This window comes from Streptomyces sp. NPDC085460, assembly GCF_044541975.1.
GTDB lineage: Bacteria > Actinomycetota > Actinomycetes > Streptomycetales > Streptomycetaceae > Streptomyces.
The window spans coordinates 106,450-119,743 of sequence record NZ_JBITTO010000014.1 but is presented as its reverse complement, the minus strand read 5'-3'; the positions used below and the strand labels follow the sequence as shown (position 1 = coordinate 119,743).

14 protein-coding genes and 1 pseudogene are annotated in these 13,294 nt (G+C 69.5%); 4 read left to right on the top strand and 11 right to left on the bottom strand.

Translation table 11 applies throughout. The features are described 5' to 3' along the window. The first annotated feature begins 244 nt into the window (after positions 1-244). The 3 genes from ACIGHB_RS30135 (at position 245) to ACIGHB_RS30125 (ending at position 2,050) form a co-directional block, all read left to right on the top strand. Positions 245-1,114, top strand: a complete 870-nt coding sequence (locus tag ACIGHB_RS30135) for a helix-turn-helix domain-containing protein (protein WP_399917440.1) — start codon at positions 245-247, stop codon at positions 1,112-1,114. Further along, complete coding sequence (locus tag ACIGHB_RS30130) at positions 1,107-1,337, top strand: DUF397 domain-containing protein (RefSeq protein ID WP_399917438.1); 231 nt, start codon at positions 1,107-1,109, stop codon at positions 1,335-1,337. The genes ACIGHB_RS30135 and ACIGHB_RS30130 overlap by 8 nt, the downstream gene beginning before the upstream one ends. A gap of 185 nt (positions 1,338-1,522) precedes the next feature. After that, the gene (locus ACIGHB_RS30125; protein WP_399917435.1) at positions 1,523-2,050 is read left to right on the top strand and encodes a hypothetical protein; all 528 of its coding nucleotides are present in this window, start codon (positions 1,523-1,525) and stop codon (positions 2,048-2,050) included. Between the two features lie 126 nt (positions 2,051-2,176). Here the strand turns inward: ACIGHB_RS30125 and ACIGHB_RS30120 are convergent, their stop codons facing one another. Together ACIGHB_RS30120 and ACIGHB_RS30115 are read right to left on the bottom strand one after the other, a co-directional pair. Further along, complete coding sequence (locus tag ACIGHB_RS30120; protein ID WP_399917432.1) at positions 2,177-3,952, bottom strand: pRL2-11; 1,776 nt, start codon at positions 3,950-3,952, stop codon at positions 2,177-2,179. 172 nt (positions 3,953-4,124) lie between these two features. Continuing rightward, positions 4,125-4,394 carry a YrhB domain-containing protein gene (locus ACIGHB_RS30115; RefSeq protein WP_399917430.1) on the bottom strand — a complete coding sequence of 90 codons (270 nt, stop codon included), beginning with the start codon at positions 4,392-4,394 and terminating at the stop codon, positions 4,125-4,127. Positions 4,395-4,455: 61 nt separating this feature from the next. On the opposite strand from ACIGHB_RS30115, the pseudogene ACIGHB_RS30110 reads away from it, so the two are divergent. After that, a pseudogene (locus ACIGHB_RS30110) lies at positions 4,456-5,225 on the top strand (transposase). A gap of 189 nt (positions 5,226-5,414) precedes the next feature. On the opposite strand, the gene ACIGHB_RS30105 reads toward ACIGHB_RS30110, so the two are convergent. The 9 genes from ACIGHB_RS30105 to ACIGHB_RS30065 all read right to left on the bottom strand — a co-directional run bounded on the left by ACIGHB_RS30105 (position 5,415) and on the right by ACIGHB_RS30065 (position 13,247). Beyond that, positions 5,415-6,029, bottom strand: a complete 615-nt coding sequence (locus tag ACIGHB_RS30105) for a ComF family protein (protein WP_399917428.1) — start codon at positions 6,027-6,029, stop codon at positions 5,415-5,417. A gap of 137 nt (positions 6,030-6,166) precedes the next feature. After that, on the bottom strand, positions 6,167-7,123 hold the full coding sequence (locus ACIGHB_RS30100) for a DNA-processing protein DprA (protein WP_399917426.1): 957 nt from the start codon (positions 7,121-7,123) through the stop codon (positions 6,167-6,169). 112 nt (positions 7,124-7,235) lie between these two features. After that, entirely contained in the window at positions 7,236-7,604 is a 369-nt protein-coding gene (locus ACIGHB_RS30095) for a hypothetical protein (protein ID WP_399917424.1), read from the bottom strand. 89 nt (positions 7,605-7,693) lie between these two features. Then, positions 7,694-7,879: a hypothetical protein gene (locus ACIGHB_RS30090; RefSeq protein ID WP_399917422.1), complete on the bottom strand. Its 186-nt coding sequence runs from the start codon at positions 7,877-7,879 to the stop codon at positions 7,694-7,696. Between the two features lie 341 nt (positions 7,880-8,220). Then, on the bottom strand, positions 8,221-11,646 hold the full coding sequence (locus ACIGHB_RS30085) for a LysM peptidoglycan-binding domain-containing protein (protein ID WP_399917420.1): 3,426 nt from the start codon (positions 11,644-11,646) through the stop codon (positions 8,221-8,223). An 8-nt stretch (positions 11,647-11,654) separates the two neighbouring features. Next, a complete protein-coding gene (locus ACIGHB_RS30080; RefSeq protein ID WP_399917418.1) occupies positions 11,655-12,110 on the bottom strand; it encodes a pilus assembly protein TadG-related protein in 456 nt (151 codons plus the stop codon). Then, positions 12,107-12,571, bottom strand: a complete 465-nt coding sequence (locus tag ACIGHB_RS30075; protein WP_399917416.1) for a TadE/TadG family type IV pilus assembly protein — start codon at positions 12,569-12,571, stop codon at positions 12,107-12,109. The genes ACIGHB_RS30080 and ACIGHB_RS30075 overlap by 4 nt, the downstream gene beginning before the upstream one ends. Continuing rightward, positions 12,568-12,987: a TadE family protein gene (locus ACIGHB_RS30070; protein WP_399917414.1), complete on the bottom strand. Its 420-nt coding sequence runs from the start codon at positions 12,985-12,987 to the stop codon at positions 12,568-12,570. The genes ACIGHB_RS30075 and ACIGHB_RS30070 overlap by 4 nt, the downstream gene beginning before the upstream one ends. A 23-nt stretch (positions 12,988-13,010) precedes the next feature. Beyond that, positions 13,011-13,247, bottom strand: coding sequence for a hypothetical protein (locus tag ACIGHB_RS30065; protein WP_399917412.1), 237 nt, complete (start codon positions 13,245-13,247; stop codon positions 13,011-13,013). Between the last annotated feature and the right edge of the window lie 47 nt (positions 13,248-13,294).

Sequence of the window (13,294 nt, the reverse complement as noted above, 5' to 3'; positions counted from 1 at the left end):
GTGGCGGCCCCTGTCCCGACGGGGGACGGAGGCAGAGGCCGCCGTTGCCGGGCCATGCTCAAACCCGGCAGCTCAAAGGGCGTGACCGTGCGTATGCACGCGGATGGAACCTGACGAACGGTCATCCGGCCTGTGCCTAGGATGCTCCTACTTGCGGGCTCTCCGCAATATTGTGGGTACGATCCGCAGCCTTAGAACTCTCGTTCCTCTCCGGCGAGTTGCAATGTTGTGGAAGACTCCGCGCATGGCCACTACTCAGACGACACCGCCGGTCATGAGGCGGCGGCTTGGGGGTTTGCTGCGCCTCTTCCGCAAGCAGGCGGGCGTCACCCTCGCGCAGGCCGCCGCGTACCTCGGCTGGGAGAGCACACGTCTTTCACGCGTGGAGACAGGGCAGTACCTGATCAAGGCCACCGAGGTCGAGACGCTACTCAAGGCGTACGGCGTCACGGACAGCGAGGCCATCGCCGAGCTCGCCCAGGCAGCGGAGGGCGGTCCGCGCCAGTGGTGGGCGGCGTACGACGACATCCTTCCCCGGCCCTACGCCGACACGATCGCGCTGGAGTCGAGCGCGCTGACGATCCGCGCCTACTTCCCCCAGCTCATCAACGCCCTGCTGCAGACGCCGGCCTACGCGCACGCCGCGATCTTCAGCTCCCCCAGCGAGTCCGTCCGCAAGAACGCCGACTCCTTCGTCCAGGTTCGGCAGGCGAGGAAGTCGGTCCTCACCCGAGCGGACAACCCCGTCGTGCTGCAGACAGTGATCGACGAGTCAGCCCTCTACCCGCGCACGAGCACCGCGTCCGACGTGATGCGAGACCAGCTCCGCAGCCTGCTCGAAATCTCCAAGCGCGACAACATCACCATCCGCGTCATGCCTCTGGACGCACCCCCGCATCCCGGCCTCACCAGCAACATGACGATCATGGACTTCCGGCACCCCTGGCCCTCGTTGGTGATGATCGACCACCTACGCGGAGGGATGCATCTGGAGGAACCGGAGGACGTCGCAGCGTTCTCGGAGGCGTTCGACGCCGTCCTGGAAGCTGCCCTCCCCGCCGAGGAATCCCGGCAGAAGATCAAAAGCTATATGGAAGGAAACGCCCGTGGCTAGCAAGACCGGCCTTCACGCTCCCGACCTGGGGCCAGTCCAGTGGCGGAAGTCGTCGTACTCCGGCGGTGGAGAAAGCCAGTGCGTCGAGATCGCCGACGTGCCGTCCAAGGGCGGCGTCGCGGTTCGCGATTCGAAGAACCCGAGCGGCCCCGCCATCGTCTTCGACACGACGGCGTTCACCGCCCTCGTCACCACCATCCAGGACGGCCACTTCGCCAGCTGATCATCCAGCACAGCGGCCCGGCTTCCCCGTACTTCGGGGAGACCGGGCCGTTCCCATGTTGCCAAGGGAGCTGAGGGCTTCGTGCCGTACCCGCTGTTCTCCGGGCCACGAGCCCCATCCGCCGGTCACTCGGGGCGAGTCGGGCTACTTTGGGTTAGTTCGTCTGTCAGGCAAGGAGAGAACGCATGTCGGTGGCCATGGAGCGGCTGTGTGACTGGGTGGTGAACAAAGACCAGGTGTGGGTCCACGGCGACCGGATCACCGACGGCCACGTCGCCCTGGACTTGAGCGCCATCGCCGGCCTCGATGCGAGCGTCGTGGACAAGGACGGGCGGTGGCGGATCCGCAAAAGCCGGTTCCCCCAGTGGCTGGGGCCGGACCACCCCGACCTGTCCGACTGCCTGCCGTTCACCGGCACGGACTGGGCACCGGTGACGTGGTCGAACTGGTCCACGGGCGGGGCCCGGATCGGCGGGGTCCACGGTAGGGCCGTCGCCGTACGCCACGACTGGCTGTCCCGGTTCGAGGCTGGCTACCGAATCGAGTGCTCGCCCGAGCACCCGCTCCTCCGCATCGTCTGCGAGACAGCTGTGCCCGCGCTGGCGTACAGCGCCGTCAGCGCGCAGCCCGCCATCGTCGGCTCCGTGGTCCCCGTCCAGGTCGAGGCAAGCGCTGCCGTGCTCCAAGCCATCGTGAACGAGATCAGCAGCTGACCCTCACCATGTGCCCCAAGAAGCCCTGGAGCACATGGTGAGGTCGGCTACGGGTCAGGACTGGTCGGCTATGACCGCCTGGTCGACGCCCGCAACTTCCGTCACGGGGCACGCCGGCGTCTCCGCTTACCCCTGGGCTGCTGCAATCCGGTTACGTGCCCACCGGCGAAGATCGCCACGCCTGTAGAGGTACTCCTGGCCCGACTGCCCGGCGATGTCTGGGAACTCGGGATCGTTGATCCGCGCCCATCGCAGGCCCGCGAGGCTCACCCCGGGCAGTTCCTCCTGGGCGGCCCGCAGACCGATCAGCTCCGCGTCCATATCGGCCATCGTGTCGGCCTCCGGCTCCTCGTCCGCGAGCAGGCTGGCATGAACCTGGACGGGAGCAGCCGGTGCCGGAAGGTCAGCGGCGGAAGGAGTTTTGCTCAGGGTGAGCGGTGTGCTCTGTCCGGGAACGCCAGCCATGGCCCAGGCGCGGGCTTCGGCTTCGGAGAGGTTGAGGACCTGGGTCTCGCGGGCTGTGCCGCCGAGGACGACCTGGACGCGGCCGGGGTGCCGGGTGGGCTTGGGGGCCGGGGTGACTTCGGGGACGAGCATCTTCCAGGCGTTCATGGTGTAGCGGACGAGGATGCGGGTGGAGAAGTTCTCCCGCATCTCCGGGCCGCCGAGCGCGCGGGCGGTCGCGGACTGGGCCACTAGCAGGACGTGGAGGCGTACCTGGCGGCCCATGAACAGGATCTCGGCGAGAGCGTCGATCGCCGGTGATGTCTTCGGATCGTCGCTGGTACGGGTCCTCTCCCAGTAGCGGCGCAGCTGGGCCATCGTCGCGTTGATCTCTTCGAGGAGGATCACGTTGCGGGGGCCGACGCGGTCGGGGTCGCTCGCGAGGACGTCGTCGCCGAGCTGTTCGGCGAGGCGGATACGGCGGTGTCCTTCGGCGCCGAGTGCGATGAGGGCGTCGTGGATGTCGGTGATGTCGCGGCAGTAGTTGACGCCGGGGATGCCGCGGGCCCAGGTGTGGGAGATCCGCTTGAAGTCGAGGATGTGGGCCTGGGCGCCGTTGTGGAGGAACTGGCAGGCGATGGTGCGCAGGATGGTCGACTTGCCGCCACCGGTACCGGCCGAGATGAGGACGTGTGGGGAGTCGTGGTCGAGGTCTACCGACACCCTCTTCTTGCCTGCGCCGAGCCCGATCAGGGGCGCGGATTCCGGGACGGAGGCGAGGAGGTCACGTACGCCGGGGTCGTCGAGGCCGAGGGATGTGGGCGGGCGGTCCTTCTTCTTCACGATCAGGTGCGGGTCTCGGCCGGCCAGGCGCCAGGAGAAGCTCGCGTTCTGGAGGGCGAGCTTCTGCATGACCAGCTCGGCAACCTGGTCGCGGTTGAACTTCAGGTGCAGCGGGAGGTCAATGCGGATCTCGGCGTCGTCGTCGCCGAAGTCGGCCGGCACGTGGAGGTAGGAGGCGGGGTCGGTGTGCTCGGAGATCCCGATCGGGTCGGCGAGGGCCTTGTGCAGCGGCTCGACCCACTCCCCCATCAGCTCGCGCCGCTCACGGCCCCTGACTCGGTATGCGACGCCGCCCGCAGCCGCGGCGAGCAGCACGGCGGGGCCGCCGTAGTTGAGGGCATGGGCGGCGGCGTCTGGGTGGGTGAGGTAGGTGTACGTGCTGCCGGCGGCCGCGGTTAGGGCGGCGGTACGGACGGAGAGTCGCTGCCAGCCCGCCCGGTACGACCAGCGGCGGACCGGGGCATCGAGGTTCGTGGCGATGACCCTGCCGCCGGGTCGCAGGAACGTGGCGTCGGTGCGGCGGACTCCGTCGAGGTCTTCGCCGGAGAAGAAGCGGGCAGCGATGGTGGCGAGGTTGTCGAGGGCCTCGTCGAGACCACGGGACGGGGAGGGCATCAGCAACTCCTCAGAGGGATCGGCGGTACGCGTGCCCCTCACCCTCGGCACCGTTCTCACCATCGTGCTTACCACCGCTCCTCCCGCTGCATCACGGTCGAATAACCATCCCTCCAGGGCTGTGGTAATCGATCGCTAAGGGCTGTCCCGTGACTGGGGCTGCGGACAGGCGTCAGGCGCTCGGGTTCCTCCACAGGTGTCGCTCGTCCAGGGTCCCGAACCGCACCTCTCCGCGTGCAAGGTCGACGAGGATGGGCCAGCAGTCCAACAGCTGCTCTCTCGGCTCCCGCGAGGCGAGGTACTGCACAGAGTTGTAGGGCACGATCAGGAGCCCGTTGCTCACACGAACCCGCTCTGCGTCGATGGTGAGAGGCGGCTCATCAACGCGCTGGCTGTCCGCGAGAAACGCCACCGCGAGTTGCAGGGCCTCATCCTGTTCCATGATCCGTCTCCAGTCCGTCGCCTCGAAGGAGAAACCCTAACCAGCCTGGGATCATCTTGGTGTGGCTGGTGTGATCACGGCGTCGGAGCCGTCTTGGATAGCCCCGTTCACCGGACTGAGCCCGCGGCAGTTCAGGAAGCTGGTGACGGTGCTGCGGCGCGAGGGGGCGGACGCGGTCCGCAGGGGCCGGCCGTGGAGTCTTCCGCTGGAGGACCGGGCCCTGCTGGTCGCGGCCTACTGGCGCACGAACCTGACCATGCGGCAGCTCGCTCCGCTGTTCGGGGTGTCCAAGTCGACGGCGGACCGGATCATCGACCACCTCGGGCCGATGCTCGCCCTCCAGCCCCGCAAGCGGTTCGCCAAGACACCGTGCTGATCGTGGACGGCACCCTGGTCCCCACCCGGGACCACACCATCGCCGAGCGGTCGAAGAACTACAGGTACTCCACCAACCACCAGGTCGTCATCGACGCCGACACCCGCCTCGTCGTCGTGGTCGGCCGGCCTCTGCCCGGAAACCGCAACGACTGCAAGGCATGGGAGGAATCCGGCGCCAAGGCCGCCGTTGGCAACACCGTCACGATCGCCGACGGCGGCTATCCGGGCACCGGGCTGGTCATCCCGCGCCGCCGGCGGCGCGGCCAGGCCGAACTGCCGGACTGGAAAGAGGACCACAACAAGTCCCACAAGCAGGTTCGGGCCCGCGTCGAGCACGTCTTCGCCCGCATGAAGACCTGGAAGATCCTTCGTGACTGCCGCCTCAAGGGCGACGGTGTCCACCACGCCATGCTCGGCATCGCCCGGATGCACAACCTCGCCCTCGCTGGATAGGCCAGCTGGCCGTAGTACGGCCTACTCTGCCTGAGGCGACCCAAAGATCATTTACGGGACAGCCCTTAGTGAGTACATGGAGTTCCCTTACTGCTCTCGCCAATCTGTCCCCGCGAAGCTGAGAAGCCTGGTCGGCAGGCTGAAGGCTGGACCTCTGCGCCGGGGTGAACAGGCTGCGGGCGTGGAGCGCTACCAGGGCACGCGTGCCAGCACTAGTCCGCGCACTTCCCTCGCGTGGCCTCGCTCGATCAGGAACCTGCTGACTGTGTGGAACTGGGAGCCGGTGGTGAAGACGTCGTCGACCAGCAGGACACGCTTGCCCTTGACGCTCTGCCGGAGCCTGAGCGCCGAGGCGTGCTCGCGGGCGGCCTCCATCTTCTCAGCCCATCGCACACCGCCAGTGGCCGACTTCTTCGTCTCGTGTTGCTTGATCAGCACCGGGCTCTCAGGGTCGGCGATAGGCCAGCGGCCGAGAGCATCTTCCGTGTGAGCCGCCTTCATCATCGTCTCGATGTGTTGGAGCGGTGTGCGGTCAGGCGCCGTGGGGTTGCCGATGATGAGCTCGATGTCGTCGACCAGGTGCTCATTGGCTTCTAGCCAACCGACGATGAGCCGTCCAAAGATGACTCCCCAACCCTGCGAGCCGGCTTTGAGGTCGTACTTGTATTCCTTGATCGTCTGTTCGAGAGGAGTGGCGTACAGCGCGAGAGCGTCCACGCGGGTGAAAAAGCGCGTGCCCGCACTCCAGCCGCAGATGATGTTCCCGCACTTTGCTCCCGGCACGGCCAGCGTCTGGCTGCACACTTCACAGTGATGCTCAGCGAGCGGACGCACTGCCGAGGCAGCGCATTCTGCACACCCCTGGGTGGTGCCGTTGAGGCGGTAGGCGCACTGGCGGCATTGGGGGAAGACAAGGCGCTTCGGAAGATCAGACTGGTGGGTCACAGGCCCGCCAGGGCGAGCTGAAGGCGCTGCTGTGCGGCCTGCTGTACTCGCTTGGCGTTGCCGAGGCGCGAGACGACGTCGTCGAGCTCCGAGACCTCAACCGCTTTACCTTCCGCGACCATTTTCGCCGCCCAGGGCTCGCTCGTCGCGAGGGACTTGATCAGGAACACATGCTTACCGTGTTCGTGGGCGATGCGGGCCTGCATCTTGGCCCCGGAGGTCGAGGAAGCTTCAATCACGATCGAGCCCATGGTCGAGCCGGACGTCACGACGTTGCGCCTGGGGAAGGTCCATGTGGCCGGCGCGGACGTGGGCCAGAACTGGGATACGAGCGCTCCGCCCTCCGCGACGATACGGGCGGCCAGGCCCTTGTTCTGGGCGGGGTAGATCTTCGCGGCGATACCGGTACCCATGACGGCGACGGTCCGACCCCCGGCGTCGAGCGTGGCCGTGTGGGCGGCGGTGTCGATCCCCTTCGCCAGGCCGCTGAAAATCACCACGTCTTTGTCGACGAGCATTCGCGCCATGCGGGCGGCACGGCGCATCCCGTCTTCGCTCGCGTTGCGGGTGCCGACGATCGCGGCCGAGCGGGCGTCCTTCTCATCGAGGTCACCGAGGTGGAACAGGAACGGCGGCAGGTTCGGCACAAGGCGAAGATTCGCCGGATAGTCCGGGTCGAGCACGGTCACGAGGCGGGCGCCAGCCTTCTCGGCGGCCTCCAGCTCCGTCGCCACTCGTGCACGGGCGTCGTCGATCGTCGGCAGCGCCTCACGCAGGAGGGCGAGGTTCTTACGCGCGACTGCGGAATCCTCGGGGATATCGCCTCCGAGAACGACCTGGAGCGCCTCAGGCGACTGGCAGGTCCGGGCGATCAGGCTCCAGTCGACGACTTTACTGTTCGCACGCAGAGCACAGAGGGTCAGCAGCTCCTGTTGCTGAGCTGTGGAAATCATGTTGTGTCCTTCTACTCGCGGCCCAGGTGTGTTCGAAGGGTGGTGCTCGGTTCTGCGGGCCTTTGCCCATCATGGCGTACGCCGGATCGAGTCCGCACGCGGGTGTACGCAACTACCCGGGTGAATCCGCGACGCACAGACGCGGTAACGCAAGCTGATCAGCTGCTTTGGAGCGGGCCGACGTCGCGAACGTAGGGGTGCCAGCCCCCTGAGCTGGCACCCCTGCGTCTATGCAGCGCTCCGGTTTCCAGCCCATCACGACGTCGAGGATGTCCTCGATCTCTCCTGCCTCGGCCAGCCGCGTCGCGGCCGTGATCTCCAGCTTCGTTTTCGCGAGCAGACTGCCCAGCAGGTTCAGATGATCCTCTTCGCGCGGTCCCTCCGGCCGGAACTCTGGATCCGCCACCGGCTCAGCACCCAGCACTGCCAACGCCGCATAGATCCGCTCGGCGGTCACCGGACGATCGCTCCTGATGCTCATGCATTCCGACACCGCCCGGAGACGTCCCGGATCGGAATCGGGAACTCAGACCTCGAAGGAGGCGACCACGACCGCGGTGCCGAGGACACTTACGTGATAAATGTCCTGGCTCGCCCCTCGCTGTACTCGCGCAGCGCTACCTGGCCGGGTGTGGTCGGCCACTCGGGGCCGATCGTCGCGTCCAGGGAGATGGCCGCCAGAGCCCGGTCCAGACGGACGAATTCCGCGGGCGTCAGCTTCTCCAGGTAGAGATCGACCTCGGGAGTGAAGACCACGCGTGCGCGCTTGCGGTCCCGGCGCCGGCAGGGCCTTCCCCTTGCGCGAGGGGACAGCAGTGTGCCCCACGCCGAGGCGTGGGGCACAAGCGGAGCGGGACCAACGACCAGTCGGCTCTCCCTCTCCTTGCTCACCGTAATTGGCGTGCAGGCACCGATGCGGCCAGGACGATGGTCAGCGACCGGGACGAGCGACAGCTCGGCTGCTGCGGTGACGCTCTACGTTGACACGCGGCCGCGCCGGACCAACGCCGAGGCCACGGCGGCGGGGTCTGCGTGCACTGGTGGCGCTGGCCGTGTTGGGGGGGCCGGCTGATGCGTCACGGGCGCTCTGACTCGGTTCAGGCACTGCGGCTAACGATCTGCTCGTAGATGGCGTCGGTCTCGGGCTCGGTGCTGACATCGAGGCGGCGGTTGACGGCGAGCAAGGTTTGGTACACGGCGCTGACGGCCTTCCTGTTGCCGTCCTGGTCCTCGATCCGCATCCAGTCCTGGTAGAGCAGCTCGGCGCTGTCGTCGACGTCGAGGCCCTGACGGATCACCCGGCGGGCGGCCTCGGTGTCGGGGCGGGGCCCGGTGCGCAGCCAGGTGGCGAGGGTGTGGGCGGTGTCGATGATGCGGACGAGCATCTCCTGGTGGCGGGCGACGGCCCAGGCCGGCGGGGTGCCGCCGAAAGGTGCGCCCCTGACAAGGGCGAGGGCGGCTTCGAGGTCAGGGATGCCGGCGGACGGTCCCTTGGTCAGGCCGCGTTCTGCGAGGCGGATGAAGCGGTCCCAGTCGGAGCGGACCTTCGGGGAGAGCCTGTAGATGCCGCCTCCGCGCGGGAGGTAGGCGTCACCCTCGGGGTCGGCGCCTAGCCCGTTGCGGAGCTGCGAGATCCGGCTCTGGAGGGTGGCGCTACTCCAGGGCGCGCGGGGGTTCATGGCGTCGCGGACGGTCTCGGGCGGGCCGGGCTTGAAGTAGAGGTAGGCGGCGAGCTGGGCGAGCTTGGGGCCGTGGCCGGATGCCTGGATGCCGGTGACCGTGACCGGTCCGAGGACCTGGACCTCGGGGGCGTGCAGGTCGATCATGCTGTCCGGCTCGACCTCGTCCGTGTCCTGGTCCGTCTCCACGACGGCCGGTGCCGGGGGAAGGAGCACCGTGGGACTTGCGGGCGCCTTCAAGGGCGCATTGGCCTCGGTGTCCCCGTCCTCCTCTGCTTCCTCCGCTTCCTCAGCGCTGGCAGCGGGAGCGGTGGTGTCGCCGGTGGCCGGCGGAGCAGCCTCGTCGTGCTTTTCCTCTGTCTCCCGATTCTCGTGCTCTTCGTCGCCATCCTGTTCGGTCGTCGGTGCGGGGAGCGGGGGAACGGGGGCAAGGGGTCGGGTTGCGGTGAAAGCAGCGAACGGAGTGAGGGGGTTGAGAGGAATGTCGGCGGGGCCGGTGTCGCTCTGACCGGTGGCGGTCACCGTGACGGGGGCGGGAGGAACCTGCGTCCAGGGCTCCTCGGCGGGCTGGGCCGGCTGCTTGGCCTGGCGCAGCAGGTCGGCGAACGCTTCGTAGTCGGCGTCGGGCAGGGACTGGACGATGAGGTCGGCTCCGAGGACCTCGACGTGCTGAGGCTGGTTGGTGCCGACGGCGAGCTGGACGGCTTCGTCGAAGGCGCCGAAGGCGCCCGCAGTTCCCTGGGCGGGCAGGACGAGCGCGACGGGCAGTTCGCGGGCGGCGGTGAGGGTGTCGGCCAGGAGCCTGGCCTCGTCCTCCTCTATGTCGGCCGCGCACACCAGGGTCCAGGGCATGCGGGGTGGGGCGTCTTCGGCGTCGGCCTCCTGTCGCTGCTCCAGGAGGAGCTCGGCGAGGTCGGCGCGGGCGGCGGCGAGGTGGGGGGCGGTACGCAGCCGGTTCTGCGGCAGGAGCATAGGGAGTTCGTCGCCGAGGCCGACGGTGATGATCTCGGCGTGGTCGCTCCAGGTGCTGGTGGCGGCTTCGAGGGCGAGGACGCGGGCGGTGTCGCGGACGGCGGTGGGGGTGCCGTCGAGGAGGAGGACGCGGGAGACGTTGAGGTTGATCAGGAGGTGGTTGCCGTCGGGGTCGGTGCCGAGGGTGACCAGGCCCGGGTAGGGGGCGGGGACGTCCACGGCCTGGTCGGCATCAAGGAGCGGCCGACTGCGGTTCAGTACCCAGCGGCCCGGCTCGGCCAGGATGAACGGCTCCAGAACACTCTTGGCCTCCTGGTCGTCGGCGTCGCCGCTGTCGCTGTCCTCGGTGGGGAGAAGGAGTTCGACGCTTGTGGCGGTGATCCTCGCTCCGGTCGCCGCCGGGAGCTCGGTGTCCTGCTGAGCGGCGTGGTGGGCGAGGGTGCGCAGGGCGAGGTCGAGGAGTTCGAGGCTGCCGGGGTCTGCGGCCGCGTGGAGGGTCTGCTCGGCGGTCGCGTTGTCGATGGTGGCGGGCAACTGGCCGGGAGCGCGGCGGCGGCGCTGGAGCATGCGCAGGGTGCCGAGGGCGGCGAGGACGCTGCCGGCGGCGAGCATCCCGATGCCCACCTCCTCGGAGAGCAGATCACTGTCCTGTTCCTCGATGGCGCGCGCAGGCGCGGGTGCGGGTGCGACGGGCGCGGCAGGCGGAGAGGGCACGGCCGGCGGCGTCACGGTGGACGTCCCGGGTCGGGCGGTCGGGGTGGCGGGGGTCTCGGCGGCCGGGGGTGCGGTGCGGGCCGGGGTCTCGTTGGCGGTGGACGGGATGGCTGTCGGGGTGGAGGGCTCGGGCGCCGGGGTGGTCCGTGCCGGTGGCGGTGCCGGCTTGGCAGGGGCCGGCTTGGCGGTGTCCGCGGGCGTGGACGGAGCGGTGTCGTCGGCCTGCGGTGGGGGTGTTGCTTCGGCCGGCGGTGTGGGGGTGGCCGTGTGGGGGATGGTGAGCTTCCAGCCGGTACGGATGTCGTGGGGGTCGGTCAGACGTCCGCCGTCGGCCTGGGGCTTGTTCTTGTTCGCGTCGAAGATCTCGGTGTAGCGGTCGCCGTCGCCGAGCTGTTCTTCGGCGACCTGCCAGAGGCTGTCACCGGCGCCGACGGTGTAGGCCGCGGTCTGCGGGGCCGGAACGGGCCCGGCGTCGACCGTGGGCGTGTCGGGCAGGCGCAGGACCCAGCCGGGCCGGATGGGGGCGTCGGCGTGGAAGACGGCGCCGTCGGCCATGGTGCGGCCTTCGTTGGCGTCGGCGATCTTCGTGTACTGCGCGCCGTCCCCGTACAGCAGCTCTGCGATCGACCACAGGCTCTCGGCTGGTCGCACTGCGCGCACGGTGTAGGTCTGCTCGGCCTTCTTCTCGGCGGCTGCGACCTGGGGAGTGTTGTGGGCCTGACCGGGGACAGTGGCCGCGGTGATGGTGGGTGTGCTCGCTGCGGGTGTGGCGGCGAGGGCGGGGGCGGCGGAGGCGAAAGTGCTGGAGGCGAACAGGACGAGGATCCCGCTGACGAGGGTGCCTGCCGCCCGCTGGGACAGACGCAGGCCGGGCAGGCGCGGGGCGCTGCGGCCGCGGAGCTGGGCGGGGATCTCCACCAGCAGCGACACCGCGAACATCGCCCAGGCGATCCAGCCGACCACGACCAGTGCGAGGAGGAACGCCGCGCCCGTGTCGGTGCGGGTGAGCAAGTGGGTGAAGGCGTCGACGCCGGGCGCCCAGAGAGCTGCGGTGGCCTGGGCGAGGATCCAGGGCAGGCCGGCGGTGACCGCGGCGAGGGCGACCAGGGAAAGCAGTGCGCGCGGCAGGCGCCTTGCGAGGGAGGGGCGGGCGGGCATCGGCGGCTTCAGTCCTTCTCGGGTCGGGTGATGCCGTGCAGGAGCGTGGCGGTGCTGGTGGCGGTGACCGTCCATGTCTTGGGAACGAAACGGCCGCGGTAGGTGCTGGTGGCCCGGATCTGGATGCGGCGGCCTGCGTCGGTGACGGTGACGGTGCCGCGGACCCCCGCACGGGTGAGGTAGGCGCGGGCCGCGGCACTTGCGGCGTGCGGGTCGGCGACGACCCCTTCGCCGGCGGCGGCCCTGCCGGGGTCGATGGCCTGGGCTGCGGCGCGGGCGGCTTCGGTGGCGACGGCGTCGGTGCGTTCGTGGGCGCGGGAGATGCCGAAGGCGTCGACGGCGAACAGGCCGCCGAGCAGCAGCAAGGGGACGGTGACGATGGCGACGAACGGTGAGATGCCGCCCCGGTCGTCCGAGAGCCGGCGGTCTCGGCGCCTGGTGCGCCGGTGGGGGGTGGTGGTCATCCGCGTCCTCTGTATGTGTCGACGACGGAGGTGAAGGAGGCGGTCATGGTCCGTGCCCCTGGGCCGCCGCCGAACAGCAGGAGGTCGCCGATGGGGACGCGGCACGAGACGGTGACGGTGACGGTGGAAGTTGTGCCGGGGCCGGCATTGAGACCGCTGGTGGTGGCGCGGACGCTGCTGGAGGTACAGGGCTGGTCGTCCTGCGCGAGGACGGCGGCGGCCGCGGTCTGGGCGGCGGATTGCCCGGCGGCCGGAGTGCGTTCAAGGCTGGCGGCTCGGGCTGCGGCCTGGGCGGCGGCGTCCACGGTCTGTCCGGCCAGGGACAGGCGGGCGCCGGCGAGGACGACGAGTGCGAGCGCGAGGAGCAGGGGCACGACGATGACCGCTTCGATCGCGACGTCGCCCCGGTCCCCCCGCAACCGGGCGGCCGTGGCCGGATGCGGGGCAGGCTGCCGGTTCATCGGTCGTCTCCCTGGGTGGTCCACTGCTCGATCGGTCCGGAGGCGGAGGAGCTGACGCGGATGCTCCTGAGTCCGGGGACGAGGGAGACGGCCTGGCCCTCGACCTGCATGCTCATGCGGTCGCGGGTGGTGCCGCTGGTGGAGACGTGGACGCCGGTGAGGAGGTTGCCGCCGAGGTCGGCGGCGGCCTTGCGGGCCTTGGCGGCGCCGTCGCCGGGCCCGGCGCCGTACATGCGGCCCGCGGAGACGCCTTCGCGGGCTGCGGTGGCGACGGCGTTGTGGGCCCAGGCGATGGCGAAGCCCTGCACGATGCCGAAGATGATCAGGATGACGACCGGGAAGATGATCGCCACCTGGATGGGGGCGGATCCCCGGTCGCGGTCGTGCGGCGCGGGCAGGAGGCGGTTGGGGGGCATGGTGGCGTCTCGATCCCCCTCGGTCAGCCGCCGAGAATGCCGGACAGCTTGCCGTTCGCGCGGCCGTAGGCGGCGGCCAGTCCGCCGGCGATGAGGAGCGCGCCGGCGACGGCCGCGACGATGATGACGACGGTCGAAATGGGGCTGTCGCCCCGGTCGTCGCCGTCCTTGATCTCCTGCTGGAGGGTTTCCAGGCGGGTACGGAGCGCGCCGGCGGTGACGGTGAGCGCTGCCTGGGCGTAGAGAAGCGGGCTCTTCACGGGTGGTCCTTCCGGTCGGACGGCCCCTGTGGCGGGGCCTTGGGGTC